Genomic DNA, 23,735 nt, shown 5'->3' with positions numbered 1-23,735 from the left:
AAATTTTAGATAAATATTATAATTGATTAAAAATCAGATGTTAAAATGTTAATTATTTAAATGTAAACTTTAAGTAATTAATTTTTATTCAATTTCACCTTAAGATTCTTAATCATGTCCTTCGTCATTTCAGAAATTCCAAAATCATAAGTGAGTCCCCAGTCTTTTTTCGCTACGGAATCATCAATGGAAGCCGGCCAAGAATCTGCAATAGCCTGTCTGAAATCCGGTTGATAATCGATAGAAAAATCAGGAATTTCTTTCTTGATTTCTTCTGCCAGTTCTTTCGGTGTAAATGACATTCCACCTAAATTATAGGAAGAACGAACGGTAAGACTTTCCTTCGGAGCTTCCATTAATTTCAATGTTGCATTGATCGCATCATCCATATATAACATCGGCATTCCTGTATCTTGGGAAATGAAACTTGTATATTTTCCTTCTTCTATTGCTTCATAAAAAATCTCAACTGCGTAGTCTGTTGTACCCCCTCCAGCAGGAGTCTTCCACGAAATAAGTCCCGGATATCTTATACTTCTTACATCTACTCCATACTTGTCGAAATAATACTCACACCACTTCTCTCCTGCCATTTTGGAGATTCCATAAACTGTTGTAGGATTCAGAACCACATCCTGTCCTACATTCTGTTTTGGAATTCCTTTCCCGAATACCGCAATTGAGCTTGGCCAGAAGATCTTTTTAAGAAGGCCTTCCTTTGCCATTTCACAAAAATGAAGCAGAGGCTCAAGGTTCAGCTTCCATGCAAAAATTGGCTGCTTTTCTGAAGTTCCTGACAAAAGTGATGCTAAATGATAGACTGTTGTGATCTCATAGTCTTTAATAACCTGCCTTACCAGCTGCGTATTGGTAACATCCATCCTTTCATAATGTCCGGCAGCAGTGATCCCCTTTTGCCATCTGTCCAGTCCTGATGCCACTACATTATCAGCTCCGTGAATTTCAACAAGCCTGTTCGTCAGTTCGGTGCCGATCTGTCCCAGAGCACCCGTAATTAATATTCTTTCCGTATAGGATTCCATTTTACATATTTTTTTAGAATTCTACAAAAGTAAAAAAATCATATCAACCAAAATAAAAAAGGTATGCATAAACATACCTTTTTCATAATATCTAAAAAGAAACTGTTAAAAGCTCAGATTAACTCTTGCAAAAAGAAATCTTCCATTCATTCCAAACTGGGATGTATTTCTGGAGTAAACGAACTGATTCTGATTGGTAAGATCTATAGGAGCAGCATTAACGTAAGTCAAATTACCGGAACTATCCAGAGCAGGTACTTTCACCGCAGTTGGTCCGTAATTTTTATCCGGATAAATATCGAATAAATTATTAGCTCCAATGGTCAGCCTGAAACTGTCACTGAATTTGTAGCCTACCGATAAATCTGTAATTACCTTACCACCCCAAACAGGATGCTCTGTAGCAACAGCCTGTCCATTGATGATTTCTCCACTTACAATACCATCTCCATTAGCATCCATTGTATTCGGATCCGTGACCTCTCCGAAATATACATTTCTCAAAAGCACATTAAATCTACTGATTTCCAAAGTATTATTAAGAGAAGCTTTAAATCTTGGCACAGCCTCTTCAAGATAAATCCTACTCGATTCCGAGTAATAACGGTTGACCTGCCCTGCTTTAATCAAAGCATCCGAACCATGAATGTCTCCTACCCGGTTGGTCTTAGATACCGTCACTGCCAGATCAGAATTTAACGAAAACTTCTCGGAAAATTTACCTCTGTGAGATATCACCCCTTCCACTCCCTTGGTCTGAGTATCAATAGCATTAGCAAAAAATGTAGCTGCATTGGCATTGGCCTGGTCAAAAAGATTCTGCAGATTTTTTTCCGGGCTTCCGTCAGCATAGGTTCCGGCCGGTCTTGAGAACTGATCGGTAAGGACCACCCTGTTTTTGATCTTAATATAATAACCGTCAACAGTAAAAGTAAGGTTAGCCTGTGGAATTTTCGCTGTAAACCCCGCAGAATAACTAATTGACTCTTCCTGTTTCAATTGTGGAATACCCAAGAGCTTGGCAGCTTCTGAATCATTTGAAAATGTACCCACTTCAAATGCTGTACCTCCTACAAACTGGGTTGCCGTAGCATTGAAATAAATCTGCTGTAAAGATGGAGCCCTAAAGCCAGTTGAATGAGCTGCTCTTATATTAATCTGATCGGTCAGTTTATACCGTGTTGCTATTTTATAATTGAACGTAGATCCAAAATCTGAATAGTTTTCATACCGCAAAGCAGCACTCAAAAGCCACTTATCCGTAACATCCAGTTCGGTATCCACATAAGCGGCAACAGACTGCCTGCCTTTATTTAGAGCATTTTCAGGTCTAAACCCGGGAAACACCTGCGATCCGCCCGGTCTGGTAGCTCCTAAAAAATCAGTGGGTTTCAAAGAAGCAACAGTTGATGGAGTCTGGATCCTTCCATTGATATCATAAAGCGCCCATGACGCCTCTTCTCCGTTTTGTATCTTATACCGTTCAAATCTAGCTTCTCCTCCGAAGGCTACATTAAAACCTTTCAGCCAGTCAAATTTTGTATCGAAATCTGCATTGATTGTATTTTGCATAAAGCTCAGTCCACCTGCATCAAATTCGGTTTTACCGGGATAAGCCATGGACGCATTGGCCGTATTCTTAATAGTATAATCAAAAGTATTCTGTCCAAAGGTATTGCTTATGTCATAGTTGACATTCCCTAATTTCCCTTTAAATCCGCCTGCAAAAGAAAGGTCAATAACATCAGAGGCTATTTCCGGTAAGAAACCGTTCGGGTATAAGGCCGTAGACGTTCTGTTTTGATTGGGTCTTCTGAAAAAACCCGCTGCATTACCATCTCTGTAAGAAATGCCTCCAAAAGCATATCCTTTCACAGATGATGAAAGATCAAATTCAGAATTCATAAAAAACTGGCCGGATGTCAATTTCGACTGTCCTACCCGCATATTAAAATCATCCCTTGTTAATCTCCTGTAAGCCAATTCATTTTCAGTTACATTAACTTTCAACAAATTCTGCAATTGTGCAATAGTACTTGCAGATTGAATATCTGCCTGTTGCTGCGCCGTAAAATAACCTACCTGTGGGGCATACTGATGAATATAATTTATAATCTGCTGTGTATTTGGAGTATTGCTAATATTACCAAAAAGTGAAGAAATATTCACTCCATTTTCCATTGCTCTCTGTTCAATGGCATTATAAGCATTAAAAATATCCCCGGTCGCTGCCATAGCCCTCCTGGTATCGTCTCTGCTTAATAAACTTGCCGTGAAATTAATAAATCCATTGGTCCCGACTTTAGTCCCGTAATTAAGATCTACCTGGTATTTCCCACCGTCCCATCCTCCATGATGGTCATTAGATCCTTTTGAATTAAAAGCTCCTGCAGTAATAGCAGCTGTAAAAGCATTGGTGTTTTTCTTCATAATGACATTAATCACCCCTGCAATAGCATCAGAGCCGTATTGTGCAGAAGCTCCGTCTCTCAGTACTTCCAGCCTCTCTATAGCAAACGCAGGAATAGCATTAAGATCGGTACCTACTGAACCTCTGCCCGGCGATCCGTTGATATTGACCAAAGAAGAGGTATGTCTTCTTTTTCCGTTGAGCAGGACTAATACCTGATCAGGTCCAAGTCCTCTTAGCTGGGCAGGATCCACATGATCTGTACCATCTGCTACAGTTGTTGAGTTAGATGTAAAAGAAGGTGCAGCGTAATTCAGAATCTGATTAAGGTCCATCTGAGGACTTAAAACTGACTGGGAACCAATATTAATAACATCTACCGGCACCGGAGTATCGGTAGCAACCCTTGCTTTATTTCGTGAACCAATAGTGATTTTCACTTCATCGACCTGATTAGTTTTTATTGAATCATTAGTTTGAGCATTGGCATTTGCTGAAATAAAAAACAATACTCCAAGCAGAGCAATTTTTTGATAATTTTTATTCATATGTATTTTTTTAAGTGGCAATTCATCATATAAAAATACATTAAAAACATTAAAATACAGATTACTTTAAAAAATAATTATAATAATAACACTATTTAAATAAATTTTATCAATACTATTGATTTTTTACATATCAAATATATAATTCGATAAATAGTTTACTTTCTATTCGACTGATCTAGTGATAAACACCCATTAAAGAAAGGTCAGTTTCTTTAAAATTATCTACTTTTGTCTTAAAACATAATCTTATGAAGAAAATATTTATTGCTGCCTTATTTACAGCATTTAATTTTTCATTTGCTCAGTTTACTGATTTCAATATTATAAAGGAGGTAAAAGTAAAGAATAAGGGTGTAGTGATTTCTGCTCATCCTCTTGCCAGCGAAGCAGGAGCCGAAGTAATGAAGATGGGTGGAAATGCGTACGATGCTGTAGTAGCAACCCAATATGCTCTTGCCGTAGTTTATCCTCAGGCTGGAAACATTGGCGGCGGCGGCTTTTTAGTAGGCGTTAAAAACAATGGTGAAAAATTCACTCTGGATTATAGAGAAACAGCTCCGAAAAAAGCGTCTAAGGACATGTACGTTGATAAAAACGGAAAGGCGGATACAGAACTTTCCCAATACGGAAGACTCGCTGTAGGTGTGCCGGGAAGCATCTCCGGATTTTTTTCGACTTTAAAATACTGCAAGCTTCCGATGGATAAAATCATTCAGCCAGCTATTGATCTTGCGGAAAAAGGATTTGCCATTACAGAAATGGAAGCCAATATGCTGAATACACACAAAGAAAATTTCTTAAAACATAACAAATCCTCTATTGCTTTTATAAAAGATACTCCCTGGAAAGCCGGTGATCTTTTAGTTCAGAAAGAACTGGCTGCAACATTGAGACTGATCCAGAAACTGGGAGCAAAAGGATTCTATGAAGGAAAAACCGCTGAGCTTATGGTTTCGGAAATGAAAAAAGGCAACGGGATTATCACTTTGGAGGATCTTAAAAACTATAAAACGGTAGAAAGAAAACCTTTGGAATTCGATTATAAAGGAAGTCGTGTGGTCACTATGCCTCTTCCGTCCAGTGGTGGCGTATTGCTTGCCCAGATGCTGACAATGGCCGGGTACGAAAATCTGGAAAAATACCAGCAAAATTCAACGGAGGCGGTACAAATCATGGCGGAAGCGGAAAGAAGAGCTTTTGCAGACAGAGCAGAATACATGGGCGATCCGGATTTTATTGAGGACAAAACCACCTATCTTACTTCCGATTCATATTTAAAAAACAGATGGAAAAGCTTCAGCTTCAGTAAAGCGACACCAAGTTCAGAAGTCGGAAAAATCATCAGCCAGCCAAAAGAATCTACCCAGACCACCCATATTTCTGTTATAGATAAAGAGGGGAATACAGCCTCTGTAACAACTACACTTAACGGGTATTACGGAAGTAAGGTTGTGGTTTCGGGTGCAGGTTTCTTCTTAAATAACGAAATGGATGATTTCTCTATCAAGCCGGGAGTTCCGAATATGTTTGGAGCCGTAGGCGGAGAAGCCAATTCTATACAGCCCAATAAAAGAATGCTTTCTTCTATGACTCCTACTATACTGCTTAAAAATGGAAAGCCATATATGGTGGTAGGAACACCGGGCGGAACAACGATTCCTACTTCTGTTTATCAGTCTATCGTGAATGTGATAGATTTTAAACTGAATGCCAATATTTCTGTGAATGCACCGAAATTCCATCATCAGTGGCTTCCTGAAAAAATTACCGTAGAAAATAATTTCCCTGAAAGCACGATCACAGCTCTTAAAAGTAAAAATTATGTGATTGAAAAAATAAAGCACATCGGAAAAACAGAACTGATCCTGATGGATGATAACGGAAACATTCATGCTGTGGCAGACGGCCGGGGTGATGATTCTGTTGCGGTGGAATAAGCAAAATCCGGGGTCCTGTTTATATATGCTTCGACTCCGCTCAGCACGACCACGTTGATGTAAATTGTGTCATGCTGAGCGGAGTCGAAGCATTATTTTATCCACTACTCTTATTATCCTAAACTTCCAGAATTTCCAGAACCTCCATCTCCCATCTCCTTTCTTCATCATCAGTTTTAACTGACTTTCGTCATGTTTTAAGATAAAAATTATTAATTTTCCGCGTTCAAAACCTAAAATGAATCTTTTGAAAGCTAAAAAAATCTATCAGCAGCTTTATTTTCAAGTCATTATCGCCATAGCAGCCGGTATACTTCTGGGAAAATTCTATCCTGAGCTGGGTGAAAAAATGAAACCACTTGGTGATGGATTCATCAAACTGGTAAAAATGATCATCGCTCCGGTGATCTTTATTACTCTAACATTGGGAATTGCCCATATGACTGACCTTAAAAAAGTTGGCCGCATTGCCGTAAAAGCAATGATCTATTTTTTTACATTTTCAACTTTAGCACTGATTATCGGATTGATCGTAGGAAATATTTTACAGCCGGGACACGGTTTAAATATTGATCCTGCTACTCTATCGGGCGATGTTTCACAGTATCAGCAAAAGGCTCACGACTCTACCCTGACAGGCTTTATCATGAATATCATTCCGGAAACGCTTTTCAGTCCGCTGGTAGGAGAAAATATACTTCAGGTGCTTCTGGTAGCTATTCTAATGGGCATCGCCTTGGTTCTCACCAAAGAGAAAAGCCAGAAGGTAACTGATTTTCTGCAGGATATGTCAACTCCGGTTTTTAAAATTGTTCATATGCTGATGAAGCTGGCCCCGATAGGAGCTTTTGGTGCAATGGCATTTACTATCGGGAAATATGGTCTTCATTCTGTATTGAATCTTATATTTTTAGTAGGAACATTCTATATTACTTCCATTCTATTTGTCGTATTGGTTTTGGGATCAGTGGCCTGGTATAACGGATTCAATATTTTCAAGCTGATGTTTTATCTGAAAGAGGAGCTTCTATTGGTTTTAGGAACCAGTTCTTCTGAGTCAGCGCTTCCGGGAATTATGGAAAAACTGGAAAAGGCAGGTTGCTCACGAGCAATTGTAGGCCTTGTAGTCCCTACCGGATACTCTTTCAACCTGGATGGGACAAATATTTATATGACACTGGCTTCTCTTTTTATAGCTCAGGCCCTGAATATTCATCTTCCACTGGAAAAACAGCTGATGCTGCTTTTGGTGGCCATGTTAAGTTCAAAAGGTGCTGCTGGCGTTACGGGAGCAGGGTTTGTGACACTGGCAGCAACACTGGCAGTGGTTCCTGAAATACCCATTGCAGGAATGACTCTTATTCTGGGAATCGATAAATTTATGAGTGAATGCAGGGCTTTAACGAATGTGATTGGAAACTCGGTAGCGACGGTAGTTGTTGCCAACTGGGAGAAGCAACTGGATAAAACCCAGCTGCAGTATTGCCTGGATTATCCGAATGAAATTGAGAAGAAGCTTGAGGTTTGATCTTAAGCAATAAACCTTTATTCTTTTTAAGATTGGAATGACTGAGAATTAAACTAAAATATTCAGGCTGGCTGGTAAAACCTTTACATGTATTGGTGATTTTATTTTATTAAACTCACCATCTAGATGCCAGTTTTTGGTTGTTACTTTAAATGAAATTTCTGAAACGGGAAGATACGTTACATACTCATCGTCCTTCAACTTTTTGGTAAACATTCTGAAGGCAAAAAGAGCGGAATAGGTCAGTGGGAATTTTTTCACCAGCACCATATCTACCAATCCGTCACTTTTACTTGCCTGGGGAGCGATATAAGCATTGTTTCCGAACTGACGGGTATTGGCTATATTCAACATTAAATATTTACCATTGTACTGTTGATAGGCTTCATCAAAAAATTTAACCTTGATAGGTTTATAGTTAAAAAATGTTTTCAGGGATACTTTGATATAGTTTTTGAATCCGCGGTTGGTTTTTTCGAATTCTTTCACCACTTTTCCGTCAAATCCTGTTCCTGAAACATTGATAGACAGTCTGTTATTAACGGTAAAGGTATCAATCTTTCTGGATGCTTTGGTTTTAATTTTTTCTAAAAGCTCATCGAGGTTTTTGCTGAACTTAGTCTCATTGGAAAAGCCATTGCCAGATCCGGCCGGAAAAATCGCCAGAACTTTATCCGTATTAATAAGATTTCTTGCTACAGTTGAAATAGTTCCATCCCCTCCAATGGCTACAAAAATGTCAATATGGTCAAAATTTGCCCTGATAAAATCATCTGTCGCCGGAATAGATTCGGAGATATAATATAAAGGATTGTCAACCTTTTTTTTAAGTTCGTCAAGAAACGGCTGATAATTTTTTTTGGCCGAAAAGGGATTAATGATAAAAGCTACTTTTTCCATTACCGCAAAAATAGAAAATGCTTCCAGATCCGGAAGCATTAATTTATTTTATTTTCATTCTTTCTTTGAATTTTGCATTCAGTGTTCCTCTCAGCTCTTCCCAGGATACGGTAATGACGATATCTCCGGCGGCAAAGGCAGTAATTTCATATGGACTGTAATGGAAATAGAGGTTTTTCTGATCAAAATAGAAATTATCTGTTGCAGGAATAATTTCTACCAACAACATGTCTGAATTCTTCACTTCTCCTTCACTGTCTTTTGCCCCGCTATGTGCTTTATTAATATTCTTCATCAATATAGCCTCAAGCTTAGCTTTCGGCATTGAAGTAATATCTTTAAGTTCCAGTTTTTTATTGCTTTTAAGATCAAAAACCCTTTCTGAAAATCCATAATTATCGTGAGCGCCGCCTTCATAGGCGCTCCATGCATACCCGATATGCATATAATCATTATCAGTAGAAACCAGGTTCATATGGGAGCTTGTATACCATTCCTGCGCGTAGGAAATACCTGAGATCCAGTCTTTACTGTCACTTTTTACAGATTGGAAATACTTATTCTTCTCATTATCCAGAAAAGCCTGCAATCCTTTTTTAGAAAAGTCCCTGATTCCCTTATTTTGAAAATAGATACTGTCCAGCAATTGTTTGCTTTTCAGCGTTGGAAAAACAAGCAGATTGGAAGAGAATCTTATGGTTAATGAATCTGTAATTTTTGAGGAGTCACTCACTTTCACGGAATCCACTATGAATTTTTCCGGTTGGGAAGTTTCTGTTTTATCAGATAATATTGTACTTTCTCCTTTTTTACAGGCTGAAAAAGCGAGAAGGGAAGAAACTGCCAGAACGGCAATGGTGTTTTTCATAATTATATATTTTGGGAGGTAATGCAAAAACCATTCAAAAATGAATGGTTTTGCAAAATTATTTTTATTTGATCTAATAATCGGTCTGAGGATATTCTCTTCTATGATTTTTTGATCAGGCTTATCACCTGATTCTCACTTTTTGAGGCGGTTCCCCAAATCTGTTTGAATGCAGGATAATATTCTTTTGGATAATCCGGACTGGCAATTTTTGTAGTGGAGATTATTTCAAGCTTATTACCTTTCTGTTCAGCAATATAGCTGTATTCAATTTCTTTGTCTTCTGTAACGATTTTTTTACTTTTAGGCATTGCTTCTATGACGTAGCCTTCCGGTATTTCAAGGATTACTTTTTTCACTTTAGTAATTGAAGAGATAAAATCAATCGGATATTTTCTTTCCTCGCTCTGGTCAAATTCATTGGAATTCTTGCTCAAAAAAAGCATTGGGTTAATGATCATTTTCTTCCCTATCTTATCAATCAGATTATCTGAGGAGAATTTCATTGTGCTCTCAAAATCCCCGTTTTCCAGAGTTTTGGTTTCAATTCCCGTAAAATCTATTGAGAAGTTTTCTTTATACTGCTTTTTATATTTTTCAGCATTTTCGTCATAGCTTTCCTTGGCAAACATAGCATATGAGCCGGTATCCTTGTCGGAATATGTACCGGAAATACTGCCGTCTTCATTGATTTTTGCTTCTGTAGTAAGATAATTGAAGCTTGTAGTGGCGTTTCCCATCTGCATCAGTACTGCTTTATCTTTAGCCATGAGAACGCCATACTGATTCCAGTCTCTTGGGGGAAGATTATTCATCGACGACTGCTTGGAAGTGGCATCATAGAGATTAAAACCGTCTTTTATCTTAACACTTGCAATAACAAAATTCATCCCAACTATGCTTGGAGAAGTCAGGTTGATCAAGCCGTTGTCTACCGTGGAAATAATAAGAGGATCTGCTTTCAGTCCTGCTTCTCTAAGCATCATGACAAGCAAGAGGTTTATTTCTGCAGCATTTCCGGTTTTGGTTTCTATCAGTTTCTTTATTCCGTCTTCTGTATAAATTCCTCTGTCTTTGTTCCAGGTGAATGTATTTTTTACATAGTTAAAAATAGCATTAGCTTTTTCAGCATCGGAATTGAGGCCTGAAATAATTGAGGATACATTTTCTTTAACCAGTCTCGTTTTTTTCAGTTCTCCACCAAAATCTTCATCTTTATACAGCTTTTCTTTGATTTCTTCCCACGAAGAGGAATGCATTTTCAGTTCTCTAAAATTAGTGGAATGAAGTTCTGCACTCACTTTTGTCCGGTAATTCCTGTCATTTTTAACAAATTTCTCAGTTTTAAATCCTTTCAGATTTTCATACCCGAATCTATAGGTTTTAAACGGCATCCCGTACATTGTTTTTTCTTCCACCATTCTGTACTTTGGAGACAATGAGCCTGTATAATTTACATTATAGGCTATATATGAAGGGCTATCCAGAATATATTCCGTATACAGCGAAGGTGCATCGGACTCTATTACAACCTGTGGAACTGAATATAAAAACGGTGATAAAACTTCATACTGATATTCTATAACAGACCCATTTTTTACATTGGGAAAAGCAAATTTGGTGATGGTTGTATATTTGCTTTCCTTGCTCTTATATTTTGAGCTCTTATCTACTTTTGTAGCCGCTGCAGCTCCGTTTTCCAGGTTATATACGAAAGCTTTCATCTTATTTAAGGTCTCTTCATTGCCACTTGCGCTTTTGTATAGTGGAATTTCAAGATTCAGCCAGTCTTCTGCCTTATCTTTATCATAGATTTTGACTCTGTAAAAAACCTTTTTCCTAAGATCTCCCGTAGAGGTATCAATATCAAAGTGTACTGATTTATATAAAATTTCTGCCGGTGCATTTTCATCCAGCGTTGATTTTGTTTTGGACAGATCCGCATTGTCGAATTTCGGAGGATTAAGAAATTCATGTTTCTGGCCGTTTATATAGATCAAAGTTCCGAAGCAGAACGCTGTTAGTATTATTTTTTTCATGGTTAGATTTTAGTCAGTAAGATTTTGGAATTATCAATATTCAGGGTCTTTTTTCTGAAGCTTACATAATCGTTGTATTTTTCTTTCGGAAATATCCCTTTGTTAATTTTAATGAATCGGGTAACTTTCAATGATTCGCCGTTTTTTACAAGATTCAGTTTATAGGTTCCGAATTCAGAAGTGATGGTCATATTTTCCGGAACTTCGTCAATTTTATAATTTTTTGGAATGATAAAATCAATTTCATACTCATCCTGGAAAGACTGTCCTATTTCAAATGGAAGCTCACGGTTCTCATCTGATTTATAATAATTATTGGTAAAAATAGGCACTGCTCTGAAAATCAGGTTCGTTCCTGTATTTTTGGAGTAATTATTGGCTTTAAAATCTACATTGAATTTTATTACTGCATTGTCTTTATCATTAACAAAGTCTTTCATTTCAATTTTTTCAAAATTCAGAACATCAAATCTTGCTTTCATAGCCTCAATTCTCTCCTTCGGTGATAAATAAGCGTAAGGCAAGTTATTATCATACTGACTTCCGGTATAAGCAAACTGGATTTCTCCGTTGATGCTGTTGTCTTCTGTAAGATTAATTTTCAAAATTTGCTTTTCTCTGTTGTGTTCGGCTGTATAAGTGGGTGTATTGATAAGTTCGATCCCTTTTTTGGTTACTGCAAGAACATTTCTATCGGTAGTACTGTAGCTCAAATGGTTAAAAGCAATCTGCTGGGAAGTGTTTTCCAGCCAGATATTTCCTTTTTCCGTAGGCACCATCAGAATCGCATGATTCCCACCCATAGATGGAAAATCCGGATCGAAAGACACCTGCGATGAGCCGGAATTAATCACGCAGTAATGAGAAGGAATTCCAGCCTCGTTCAATAAGGTTTTCATGTAATTGGTAAGCCCTTTACAGTCTCCGTATCCTTTTTTCTGAACTTCATCCGGAAACATAGGAAGCCATCCTCCGATTCCCAGTCCTACAAATATATACCTGGTTTTCGACTGCATATGCTGATAAATCTTTTTCACTTTTTCCTCCGTTGAGCCCTCCAGTTTCAAAGCAGCCACTTCAGCTTTAATGGCCGGAGTAGATACAGAAACAGGCTCTACAAGGTTAGCATAATACCAGGTTCCAAAATCTGTCCAGCTGTTCAATGTTCCCTGTTTACCTTCCAGATTAAATTTCGCCAAAGCAAAACTTACTTTAGGCAGGATCTTTTCGGGCTGAGGCAGCATCAGAGCATCATCTATTGCCGGAACATTTTTATAGGAATAGGTCTTTTCATTACCGTTATCAGCTACGGAAACGGAACCATAGCTATATTTTGAAGGATAAATTTTGGTCTTAAGGTCGATCCCGGATTTATTAATAACTTTAAACCCTGCTTCTTCCAAAGCTGTATTGGGAGAAGAAAACGGCATAAAATCAGGAATAAAAATTGTATTCTCATTGGTAATCTGATACGAAAAATCAATTGTATACGGATAATAAGCAGAAGTATAGGACAATGCTAAGACCCTGTTATCTGAATAAAATACACCTTGTGTATTGTTGGCAAAGTCACCAAAATCTGATTTTGAAAAGCTTTTTACTTTTTTTCCGGATTCATCATACACGGTAACTTTTACATCAGAAATATTGTCTCCTTTTTTATAGGGAATATAAATCTGTGCCTTAGAATCGCCATCTTTATTTAAAACTGTGATTACTGTATTATGCTGGTATTTTATTTCATCAATTTTATTAATCTGAGCTGTTGTAAAATCCTTTCTGATCACAACATTGGCATTTTTCTTCAGGTTTTCAGGAATGGCAGAAACAGGATAGGTCTGTGCAAAATATAAAGAGGCTGTAGATAAGGCCCCAACAATTATAATTTTCATCATGGGTATTAAAGTTGGCACAAAAATAATAAAATCTTAATAAATGTTAATTTTTTATTTTAATATAATTGACAACACTATTAGAAAATACTTCATTATCAAAGCCTTACTTTATTATAATTTTAACCGTTTATATCTCTAAATGAGGATTTTTTCATCATATCCCCGTGAAATTCTTTTTTTCAATATCATATTTAAAAATCTTCCACTTAAATATAAGACATAAAAAAAGACTCCATTTCTGAAGCCTTTCAATATCTGTTTAATTATTGATTATTAATCATTTGGAATTCTGTTGCCATCATATTTATCACTGCTGAAGGCCAGCACCGGTATGAAAATAAACCCGAAGAAAAACAAAAGAATGGTATAAACCGGGGTTTCCTTACCAAAAGCATTTGCCAGTCTGTCACTAACTATCCATGATGCATAGAGATTAACAAAAGGAATAAAGAAAAGAATGATCCACCATATTGGTTTCTTTACAATTTCCAGCAGTACAATCATATTATAAACCGGTACAAAAGCGGCCCACGCATCTTCCCTGCCTGCTTTCTGAAATATTTTATACATACAGTATCCATAAAATAGATAAACAAACAATCCGAAGATCATAGCGCCCACTCCCAGTCCTGCAGCCGCTGCACCCGAAATTGCATCAACCCCTTCGTAAGGATCTGTTTGTAAAAGAGTTAACATAGTATTAATTTTTATTGGTTTTCACCAAATATAGAAAAAGCTTCTAATAAATAGAAGCTTTTCTCAATATATTTTTAATAACAATTATACATCAATCTTGGCATATTTTGCATTTTTCTCGATAAATTCTCTTCTTGGCGGAACCTCATCTCCCATCAGCATTGAGAATATACTGTCAGCCTCTACCGCATTATCAATTGTTACCTGCTTTAATATTCTGTGTTCAGGATTAAGAGTTGTTTCCCAAAGCTGCTCAGGATTCATTTCCCCAAGACCTTTATAACGTTGAACTTCTACACCTTTTCCGTCCGGAGACATTTCTAAAGTAAATTCTTCGCGCTCTTTCTCGTTATAGGCATATACTTTCTTGTTACCTTTCTTTAATAAATATAAAGGCGGCTGAGCGATATAAATATATCCGTTCTCAATAAGTTCCTTCATAAATCTGAAGAAGAAGGTAAGAATCAGGGTAGAAATGTGAGAACCGTCAATATCGGCATCGGTCATAATCACTACTTTATGATATCTCAGTTTAGCCATATTTAAGGCCTTACTATCTTCTTCTGTTCCTACAGAAACTCCAAGAGCAGTATAAATGTTTTTAATCTCTTCGTTATCATATACTTTGTGAAGCATAGACTTTTCCACGTTCAGAATCTTACCTCTCAAAGGTAAAATAGCCTGGAAATGTCTGTCTCTCCCCTGTTTAGCTGTTCCACCCGCGGAATCTCCTTCTACTAAGAACAGTTCGGATTCTGCCGGATCTTTAGATGAACAGTCAGATAATTTCCCAGGAAGCCCCGAACCTCCCATTGGAGATTTTCTCTGAACCATTTCACGGGCTTTTTTAGCTGCCTGTCTTGCTTTTGCAGCTAAAACCACTTTCTGAACGATAATTTTCGCTTCATTAGGGTTTTCTTCTAAGAAATTAGTAAGCATTTCCCCTACTATTTTATCTACAGCTCCTGAAACTTCGGAGTTTCCTAATTTTGTTTTGGTCTGTCCTTCAAACTGAGGTTCCATTACTTTTACAGAAATTACAGCTGTCAATCCTTCACGGAAGTCATCACCAGTAATTTCTACTTTTTCTTTAGCAGGAATTCCCAGATCATCAGCATATTTCTTCAGTGTTCTTGTCAAAGCACGTCTGAAACCGGCAAGGTGAGTTCCCCCTTCATGTGTATTGATATTATTAACATAAGAGTGAAGGTTTTCGCTGAATGACGTATTATAACGCATGGCAACTTCTACAGGAATATCATCTCTTTCTGCTTCCATGAAGATCACATTCTCCATGATAGACTCCCTGTTTCCGTCAATAAATTCAACAAACTCTCTTAAACCTCCTTCTGAATGGAAAACTTCCATTGGGAATGATCCATCTTCGTTTTCTACCCTTTCATCAACAAGAGTTATTGTAATTCCTTTGTTAAGAAAAGCCAGTTCACGTAACCTTGTAGCAAGGGTATCGTAGTTGTATACAAGCTCCTGAAAGATGGTACCGTCCGGCTGAAAGAAAACTTCTGTTCCTCTTTCAGTTGTCGTCCCAATTACGTCGACCTCTGTAAGGGCTTTACCTTCCGAATATTTTTGCTGATACAATTTTCCATCAAGGCTTACGGTAGCCACTAATAAAGTTGACAATGCGTTCACACAAGAAACCCCAACTCCATGCAGACCTCCGGATACCTTGTAAGAATCTTTATCAAATTTTCCTCCTGCTCCAATTTTGGTCATGACAACCTCAAGGGCAGATTTCTGCTCTTTTTCGTGGAAATCTACAGGAATACCTCTACCATTATCTTTTACAGAGATTGCTTCTCCTTTATGAATTCTTACTAAAATAGTATCACAATGCCCTGCCAAAGCCTCATCAATAGAGTTATCTACTACCTCATAAACCAAATGATGAAGACCTCTTACTCCTACATCTCCAATGTACATTGATGGTCTTAATCGTACGTGTTCCATGCCTTCTAAGGCCTGGATACTGCTAGCTGTATATTGTTTTTGACTCATATAAAATTATAAATTTTGCCTAATGCAAAGACCTACAAATATCGTGATTTTTTTCGACTTATGAAAGTTAAAATATGTCAAAAAAACACAGAGCTCTTAGTGAAAAAAAGAAAATTATTTCATCAGAAAAAAAGATTAAAGTTATTATCTATTTCTCAAAAGCCAACTGTATTAAATCATATTATACATCCGTAATTTATCCTTAAATTTATTTACTCAAAAGTTGATCGTATGGATGATTTTATTGCAGCCCGCGCGCAGATGGCTCTGTCGCTGGGTTTTCATATCATTTTCGCCTGTGTGGGAATGGTAATGCCTTTTCTGATGGCTTTTGCCCACTGGAAATACCTTAAGACCAATAATGAAGTATATAAAGGCCTTACAAAAGCCTGGAGCAAGGGAGTTGCTATTCTTTTTGCAACCGGTGCCGTATCAGGAACTATGCTTTCTTTTGAACTCGGACTTCTGTGGCCGGGATTTATGAAACACGCCGGACCGATCTTCGGAATGCCGTTCTCTCTTGAAGGAACAGCTTTTTTTATTGAAGCAATTGCCATTGGATTCTTTTTATACGGTTGGGAAAAATTCAACAAATGGTTCCACTGGTTCTGCGGATTTCTGGTCGGTTTAAGCGGACTGGCTTCCGGAATTCTGGTCGTGGCAGCTAATGCCTGGATGAATTCGCCAACGGGTTTTGATTATATCAACGGGCAGTATACCAATATAGATCCTATAAAGGCCATGTTCAATGATGCATGGTTTCCCCAGGCTCTGCATATGACAGTTGCAGCTTTCTGCGCTACAGGATTTGCCGTTGCAGGAGTTCATGCTTTTTTAATTATGAAGAAAAAAAATGTGGAATTCCATACGAAAGCATTCAGAATAGCAGCCGGATTTGCATTGATAGGAGCGTTTGGAGCACCTTTAAGCGGCGATGTAGCGGCTAAATCCGTTGCGGAAAGACAGCCTATTAAACTTGCTGCGATGGAAGCTCACTTTGAAACTGAAAAAGGAGCCCCCTTCATTATTGGAGGAATTCCTGATCAGGAGAAAGGAGAAGTAAAATATGCCATTAAAATTCCAAAAGTTTTAAGCTTTCTGGTAAGCAACGATTTTAATCATGAAGTAAAGGGATTAAATGACTTTCCAAGAGATGAATGGCCTCCGGTAGCTGTTGTGCATTACGCTTTCCAAATTATGATCTTCTTCGGGGTTGTCATGATCATCATCGGAAGTATTTATCTGTACGCTTTCTTTTTCAAAAAGGAATGGCTGAACAAAAGCTGGCTTTTAAAAACATTCCTGATTACAACACCTTTCGGATATATCGCCCTGGAAGCAGGATGGACAGTAACAGAGGTCGGAAGACAGCCATGGATTATCTACGGGATTATGAAAACGGTAGATGCTGTGACGCCCATGCCGGGAATACAGTATTCATTTTACTTCTTTACGGCCATCTTTGTATCATTATCACTGATTATTATCTTCCTTTTGAAGAGACAGATCCAGATGGTTCCTAAACTTTATGACCCTACAGACGCTCAGTTTAACGATAAAAACAAAAAATCATGATCTACGTTGTTATAGGATTTCTGTGGCTTTCCATCTGCCTTTATATCATTCTGGGCGGTGCTGACTTCGGAGCCGGAATTGTTGAGCTTTTTACCCATAAAAAAGCACGTCATAAAACAGAGGAGATCATGTACCAATCCATCGCACCCGTTTGGGAAGCCAATCATATGTGGCTGATCATTGCGATCGTTATTCTTTTTGTAGGATTTCCTGAGATTTACACGACAATGTCGACCTATCTTCATATTCCTCTGGTTCTGATGCTTTTGGGAATTATTGCAAGGGGAACAGCTTTTACTTTCAGACATTATGATGCTGTAAAAGATAACTGGCAGATTTTATATACCCAGATCTTTTACTACGCAAGTCTGTTAACTCCATTTTTCTTGGGACTGATTGCAGCGGCTACCGTATCACATTCTATCAATCCTGATGCAGTAGGATTTTTAGATTTATATATTTTCAGCTGGCTGAACTGGTTTGGAATTTCTGTAGGATTGTTTACCGTAGCGCTTTGTGCTTATCTGGCCTCTATTTTTTCATTAAGAGAAACCCGGGATAAAACCGATCTTACCCTGATGATCAGAAAATCCAGACAGACCATGGTTTTTGTGGTAATCACAGGGATGCTGGTGTTTTTAACAGCTTATATTTCCGATATTCCTTTGGTGATGTGGGTATTTTCAAAACCTCTAGGGGTCATGGCCATTTCCTTTGCCACAGTAGCTTTAGCATTGATTCTCCGTGCCCTACATCAGCAGAAACTGCTTCCTGTACGTGCACTGGCAGGGTTCCAGATGGTAATGATCTTGGTTGCAGCTACTTACCAGCATAATCCCGATATCATATTGCTCGGAAACGGACAACATCTTTCATTACTTGAACACATGGCTCCTCCAAAAACTATTAATGCTCTGGGTTGGGCATTGATGCTCGGCTCTTTGTTTATTCTTCCGTTTTTATTTTACCTGATGGCCTCGTTTAGCAGACAGAGAAAATAATATGGTACAGTATAAAGATAAGACAGAACTTATTAAAGCGATAAAACAGAATTATCTGCTTTATGATAAAGAGTTTGATAATATTCCCGAAGACGAAAAGAACCTGCTAAAACCAGGAGTTGATAAAAGTCCTTCACAGAATATATCGTATCAGATTGGCTGGACCAATCTTTTGCTGCAATGGGAATCGGAAGAAAAGAAGGGAATAGAAGTACAGACTCCCACACCGGGATATAAGTGGAATAATTTAGGAGGACTTCATGAATCTTTTTATAAAGAATACGGAGCTCTAAGACTTCATCAGCAAAGAGAGATTCTGAAGAATCAGGTCAATGAGATTGTAGAATGGATTGAAACCCTTGATCACGAAACCTTATTTGTTCCTGAACAGAGAAAGTGGGCTACAACACCCGCAAAATGGCCCATCTGGAAATGGATACATATCAATACTGTAGCACCGTTTAAAAATTTCAGGACTCAGCTGCGTAAATGGAAAAAAGAAACCGGTACAGAGTGATTCTGTACCGATTTGTTTTAATTTATACTTTATTCTAATTTTTAATTCCTTTTTTAGAAACTACTTTGTTGGATTGCGTGGTAATTTTAATCATGTAAATACCCCTTTTTAAAGCAGAGGTATCTAATGTAGAATTTTTACCTTCCAAAACCAGACGTCCAGTTTCATCGTAAATCTCTATAGATTTTATTTTTTCTTTCGAGTTGAAATTAAGTTCGTTTTGGAAAGGGTTTATAAACTGAAGCGATTCTTTTGTTTCTTTATTTTCTGAAGTAGAAAGCGTTGCATTGGAAATAATATATCTAGAAATCTCGTTCTCAACAAAGGCATATAAATAATTATCTTTAACTTTTAAAACCAAATTTTTATAAAAACTATTAGTATTATAAAAAACTTGAAATATATAGTGAAGATTGTTATTAATTGTAATTGGATTCCCTGAATAATCGTAACTCATAAGTTCAAATTTTTGATCTCCAGTTGCATTATCAAAACTAAAAAAAAGTATAAAAATATAATTTTCATATAATGTAGGATCATTTACTGTAACTATATAATCATCTCCATTAAATGTATGAAAAGAAGGATAATTTATTACTCCACTTACACCAAAACTAGTATCCAAAATACCAGCAGCGTTGGTACGGGTAAGCTGTCCAGTTGCTACAACTCCACTCATTGTATTACTGTCGGTATTATGTATAAATAAAGCGTTGCTTTGAGGCATGTATGAACTTCCAAGAGAATAAATAGGAGGGGCTAAAGTACCATAAAAATATGAATTCCCATTTTGCCCATAAGACAAGTCTAAATTGCCAGTCGTGATATTTATTTTTCTAATGTATGTGGGTAGATTATCAACATCTAACACAACTTCATACAGAAAATTTTGATCAAAATATTTAAGACCACCAGGATTGTCTAAAGTGAACTCTAATGATGGATCAAGAGCTACAACTCCATTATTTCCATAAGTTGTATCTGGAGCTCCTGTTGATAAATATTTTTTTATATTTTGAGGATTTCTTGCAATTATTTTACCATCTGGAAGAACTATTTTATAGTGCGATAAATCATTGTTAGCTAAAGGAGTATTAACATTTCCAAATCCTGTATCTTGCAATCCGTTAGAAAAATATTTTTCTCCGGAATCCAAGTAAAATTTATTCGTGTCTGCATAGAAACTATTAGAATTATAATTTGTTGTTGAGACGGTAAACTCTCCGTTAGTTCCAAATGTTGCATCTAAGCTCCCATTATGGTTAAGTCTGTAAAATTTTCGACCAACCAAACTTCCAGAAACATCATAAATTGGTTGATTAACAAACAGTTTATCATCTTGAAATGTAGGTGCATTATAATCAGACAAATGGTAACTGGAAATATCGGTTGTTCCTAATTGTACAGTCCCATTATTCCCGAAACTTAAATCTTTTGTGAGGGTAATTTGTGCGTGAGAATATGCAAAATGCAGTACAATAACCGCAGAAATTATTTTTTTCATTTAGATGTGTTTTTCTTAAGAATAAACTTAATAAAAATTAATCACATAAAAGTACAGAAAAGCGAACTTTAAGTTCGCTTTTCTGTACTTATTTACATCTAGTTGATTCTAAACCAGCTTAATCAAAACATTTTCATCAATCTTCTCAACCTTCACCAAGTTATGTTTCGTCAAAGTCTTAGAAGCTTTATCCCATTTCTTACCGGATAACTGGCTTCTTTCTTTTACTACAGCTAGTGTAAACGGCTCTTCCTGAGAATTAAGGATTTCAAGAATCACTTTTTCATCTTCACCTAATTCAATCTGAGGAACTGTTTTTTCCGGTCTCATCTGAGGGAAGAATAATACTTCCTGGATGGATGCGTTGTTCGTTAAGAACATGATTAGTCTGTCCATACCGATTCCTAATCCGGAAGTTGGAGGCATACCGTATTCCAGTGCTCTTAAGAAATCCTGGTCAATGAACATTGCTTCATCATCTCCTCGTTCTGATAAGGCCATCTGGGATTCAAAACGCTCTCTTTGATCGATTGGATCATTAAGCTCTGAATAAGCGTTTGCAATTTCTTTTCCACAAACCATTAATTCAAAACGCTCTGTTAAGCCTTCTTTGCTTCTGTGTTTCTTTGTCAAAGGAGACATTTCGATCGGGTAATCCGTGATAAACGTCGGCTGGATGAAGTTTCCTTCACATTTTTCACCGAAGATCTCATCAATTAATTTTCCTTTCCCCATCGTTTCATTTACGTCAATTCCGATAGATTTGGCGAAATCAAACAATTCCTGTTCAGTTTTACCTGTGATATCGAAACCTGTATATTTTTGGATCGCTTCCGTCATGGAAACTCTTGGATAAGGCGCTTTCCAGTTGATCGTGTGCTCTCCAAAAGTAGATTCCGCACTTCCGTTCACCTGAACTGCACAGAATTCCAGAAGTTTTTCTGTGAAATCCATCATCCAGTTGTAATCTTTGTAAGCTACATAGATTTCCATAGCTGTAAATTCAGGATTATGAGTTCTGTCCATCCCTTCATTTCTGAAGTTTTTAGAGAATTCATAAACCCCGTCAAAACCACCTACAATCAGTCTTTTCAGATATAATTCGTTGGCAATTCTTAAATATAATGGAATATCTAAAGCATTGTGATGCGTGATAAACGGTTTTGCTGCTGCACCTCCAGGAATCGACTGCAGGATAGGTGTTTCTACCTCAAAATACCCTGCATCGTTGAAGAAAGTTCTCATCGCATTGAACATTTTTGTTCTCTTTACAAAGATTTCTTTTACCTGCGGATTAACCGTTAAATCTACGTAACGTTGTCTGTATCTCAGTTCGGGATCTGTAAATCCGTCGTGCACTACTCCATTTTCGTCAGTTTTAGCCTGAGGAAGCGGGCGTAAAGCTTTGGTAAGAAGCGTAAAATTCTTAACCAAAATTGTCATTTCGCCTACCTGAGTAGTGAATAAGGTTCCTTCAATACCGATAATATCACCGATATCCAAAAGATGTTTGTATACTTCGTTATATAATTCTTTATCTTCACCCGGACAGATCTCATCCCTGTTAAAATAAACCTGGATCTTACCTTTAGAGTCCTGCAATTCAGCAAAAGAAGCCTTCCCCTGAATTCTGCGGGACATCAATCTACCAGCGATCTTCACCTGTTTATTTTCAGAAAAATCCTGTTTTATAGATTCTGTAGTATCTGTAATGGTATACTCCTCCGCAGGGAATGCATTAATTCCCATTTCAGTAAGCTTATTCAGCTTTTCTCTTCTAATGATTTCTTGTTCTGATAATTGCATTTCTTATTTTTCTAAAAGCGTACAAATTTAGGCATTTTTAGTGATTTGTCAATTACGAATTGTGAATTTGCTGACCAACGGGGATTATCACTGACTATTAACAGCTTGAGCGTAAATTGTCAGTAGTAAATCCTATTTCACAGTGAGTTTTTTGGTAGGATTATTATTGACATTTGACTTGCGCAGCAAAATTGTCCATTGACTTCAATTGTGAAAAGTGAACTGTCAATAGTGAATCTGCTTTGCAGTGAGTTATTAGTGAAGGTTGCCATTGACATTTGACTTGCGCAGCAAAATTGACCAGTAACTTTAATTGTGAAAAGTGAATTGTCAATGGTGAATTTGTTTCGCAGTGAATTATTAGTGAAGGTTACCATTGACATTTGACTTGCTCAGCAAATTGTCCATTGACTTCAATTGTAAAAGTGAACTGTCAATGGTGAATCTGTTTCACAGTGAATTATTAGTGAAGGTTGCCATTGACATTTGACTTGCGCAGCAAAATTGACTATTGACATCTTATATCCACCCTGTCCTATCCTTCTCAGGAATAAATGTCCAGGCCAGCATCCTGCTTATCTTTTGCCCCTGAGCCATATCAATGGTTTTAATTTCTAATGCTTTGACTTTCTTTAATAGTGTGTTGAGCTTATATAGATTGTCTTTTTTAGACACCAAACATGTGAACCAAAGGACCTGTGAGGAATACTGAATACTTTCTTCAATCATTTTTGAGATAAAAGCCAGTTCACCACCTTCACACCATAATTCGGATTGTTGTCCGCCAAAATTAAGAAGAGGCTTTTTAGATTTTGATTTATTGATATTCTTTGTTTTTCTAAGGTTTCCTTTCAGCGCAGATTCTTCTGAATCATGAAAAGGAGGATTACACATAGAAAATGCAAAACGGTCTCCAGATTCAATAATATTTTTAAAGATATGATTGGAATCAGGCTGTTGTTTTAATGGAATAATAGATAATAAATCCGGGTTTTGATCCAAAATACGCCGTGCATTTTCCAACGAATCCTTATTAATATCTGTTCCCATCATCTTCCACCCATAAGATCTGTGAGCCAGTAAAGGATAAACAAGATTCGCCCCTGTTCCGATATCTAACCCTGACACAGAAGTCCCTGTCGGGATTTCAGGCTGCTGTTCGGCGATAAGATCGGCAATATAATGGATATAATCAGCCCGTCCGGGAATAGGCGGACAAAGATTGGTTTCGGGAATATCCCAGTTTTTGATATGATAAAAATATAAAAGTAATGCCTGGTTAAGCAGTTTTACCGCTTTAGGAAGACTAAAATTAATGGTCTGCGTTTCGTAAGCATTAACGAACACATAGTGTTTCAGTTCTGGCACACAAGAAATAAGCTGATCAAAATCATAGGGATTGCGATGCAGATTTCTTGTGTGCAGACTGGATTTTTCAGTAGACAT

General features: G+C 37.3%; 16 protein-coding genes. 5 read left to right on the top strand and 11 right to left on the bottom strand.

Going from position 1 to position 23,735, the window contains the following annotated elements; translation table 11 throughout:
• Window positions 1–77: 77 nt before the first annotated feature.
• Entirely contained in the window at window positions 78–1,043 is a 966-nt protein-coding gene (locus tag DRF60_RS07165; protein ID WP_116011424.1) for an NAD-dependent epimerase/dehydratase family protein, read from the bottom strand.
• Window positions 1,044–1,148: 105 nt separating this feature from the next.
• Window positions 1,149–4,001: a TonB-dependent receptor plug domain-containing protein gene (locus DRF60_RS07160; RefSeq protein WP_116011423.1), complete on the bottom strand. Its 2,853-nt coding sequence runs from the start codon at window positions 3,999–4,001 to the stop codon at window positions 1,149–1,151.
• 251 nt (window positions 4,002–4,252) lie between these two features.
• Between DRF60_RS07160 and ggt the strand changes: the two genes are divergently transcribed.
• Together ggt and DRF60_RS07150 are read left to right on the top strand one after the other, a co-directional pair.
• On the top strand, window positions 4,253–5,941 hold the full coding sequence (gene ggt, locus DRF60_RS07155; RefSeq protein WP_116011422.1) for a gamma-glutamyltransferase: 1,689 nt from the start codon (window positions 4,253–4,255) through the stop codon (window positions 5,939–5,941).
• A 247-nt stretch (window positions 5,942–6,188) separates the two neighbouring features.
• Entirely contained in the window at window positions 6,189–7,469 is a 1,281-nt protein-coding gene (locus DRF60_RS07150) for a dicarboxylate/amino acid:cation symporter (RefSeq protein ID WP_116011606.1), read from the top strand.
• A 48-nt stretch (window positions 7,470–7,517) separates the two neighbouring features.
• Here the strand turns inward: DRF60_RS07150 and DRF60_RS07145 are convergent, their stop codons facing one another.
• The 6 genes from DRF60_RS07145 to gyrB all read right to left on the bottom strand — a co-directional run bounded on the left by DRF60_RS07145 (window position 7,518) and on the right by gyrB (window position 15,886).
• On the bottom strand, window positions 7,518–8,408 hold the full coding sequence (locus tag DRF60_RS07145; RefSeq protein WP_394337445.1) for a diacylglycerol/lipid kinase family protein: 891 nt from the start codon (window positions 8,406–8,408) through the stop codon (window positions 7,518–7,520).
• Between the two features lie 4 nt (window positions 8,409–8,412).
• Window positions 8,413–9,237 carry an RsiV family protein gene (locus DRF60_RS07140; RefSeq protein WP_116011421.1) on the bottom strand — a complete coding sequence of 275 codons (825 nt, stop codon included), beginning with the start codon at window positions 9,235–9,237 and terminating at the stop codon, window positions 8,413–8,415.
• A gap of 101 nt (window positions 9,238–9,338) precedes the next feature.
• Complete coding sequence (locus DRF60_RS07135) at window positions 9,339–11,276, bottom strand: transglutaminase-like domain-containing protein (RefSeq protein WP_116011420.1); 1,938 nt, start codon at window positions 11,274–11,276, stop codon at window positions 9,339–9,341.
• Window positions 11,277–11,278: 2 nt separating this feature from the next.
• On the bottom strand, window positions 11,279–13,171 hold the full coding sequence (locus DRF60_RS07130; protein WP_116011419.1) for a DUF3857 domain-containing protein: 1,893 nt from the start codon (window positions 13,169–13,171) through the stop codon (window positions 11,279–11,281).
• Between the two features lie 273 nt (window positions 13,172–13,444).
• On the bottom strand, window positions 13,445–13,867 hold the full coding sequence (locus DRF60_RS07125) for a DUF5684 domain-containing protein (RefSeq protein ID WP_116011418.1): 423 nt from the start codon (window positions 13,865–13,867) through the stop codon (window positions 13,445–13,447).
• A gap of 84 nt (window positions 13,868–13,951) precedes the next feature.
• On the bottom strand, window positions 13,952–15,886 hold the full coding sequence (gene gyrB, locus DRF60_RS07120) for a DNA topoisomerase (ATP-hydrolyzing) subunit B (RefSeq protein ID WP_116011417.1): 1,935 nt from the start codon (window positions 15,884–15,886) through the stop codon (window positions 13,952–13,954).
• A 231-nt stretch (window positions 15,887–16,117) separates the two neighbouring features.
• On the opposite strand from gyrB, the gene DRF60_RS07115 reads away from it, so the two are divergent.
• The 3 genes from DRF60_RS07115 to DRF60_RS07105 are packed head-to-tail and all read left to right on the top strand — an operon-like array spanning window position 16,118 to window position 18,979.
• Window positions 16,118–17,461 carry a cytochrome ubiquinol oxidase subunit I gene (locus DRF60_RS07115; protein WP_116011416.1) on the top strand — a complete coding sequence of 448 codons (1,344 nt, stop codon included), beginning with the start codon at window positions 16,118–16,120 and terminating at the stop codon, window positions 17,459–17,461.
• On the top strand, window positions 17,458–18,462 hold the full coding sequence (locus DRF60_RS07110; RefSeq protein ID WP_116011415.1) for a cytochrome d ubiquinol oxidase subunit II: 1,005 nt from the start codon (window positions 17,458–17,460) through the stop codon (window positions 18,460–18,462). Before DRF60_RS07115 ends, DRF60_RS07110 begins: the two co-directional genes overlap by 4 nt.
• 1 nt (window position 18,463) lies before the next feature.
• Window positions 18,464–18,979: a ClbS/DfsB family four-helix bundle protein gene (locus tag DRF60_RS07105; RefSeq protein ID WP_116011414.1), complete on the top strand. Its 516-nt coding sequence runs from the start codon at window positions 18,464–18,466 to the stop codon at window positions 18,977–18,979.
• Between the two features lie 34 nt (window positions 18,980–19,013).
• Here DRF60_RS07105 and DRF60_RS07100 read toward each other — a convergent pair whose 3' ends face one another.
• The 3 genes from DRF60_RS07100 to rlmF all read right to left on the bottom strand — a co-directional run bounded on the left by DRF60_RS07100 (window position 19,014) and on the right by rlmF (window position 23,735).
• Window positions 19,014–20,483: a T9SS type A sorting domain-containing protein gene (locus DRF60_RS07100; RefSeq protein ID WP_116011413.1), complete on the bottom strand. Its 1,470-nt coding sequence runs from the start codon at window positions 20,481–20,483 to the stop codon at window positions 19,014–19,016.
• Between the two features lie 108 nt (window positions 20,484–20,591).
• Window positions 20,592–22,289, bottom strand: a complete 1,698-nt coding sequence (lysS, locus tag DRF60_RS07095; protein WP_116011412.1) for a lysine--tRNA ligase — start codon at window positions 22,287–22,289, stop codon at window positions 20,592–20,594.
• A gap of 519 nt (window positions 22,290–22,808) precedes the next feature.
• A complete protein-coding gene (rlmF, locus tag DRF60_RS07090; protein ID WP_116011411.1) occupies window positions 22,809–23,735 on the bottom strand; it encodes a 23S rRNA (adenine(1618)-N(6))-methyltransferase RlmF in 927 nt (308 codons plus the stop codon).

Source organism: Chryseobacterium elymi (assembly GCF_003385495.1).
GTDB classification, from domain to species: Bacteria; Bacteroidota; Bacteroidia; order Flavobacteriales; family Weeksellaceae; genus Chryseobacterium; species Chryseobacterium elymi.
This window is presented reverse-complemented; position numbering and strand designations above follow the sequence as displayed.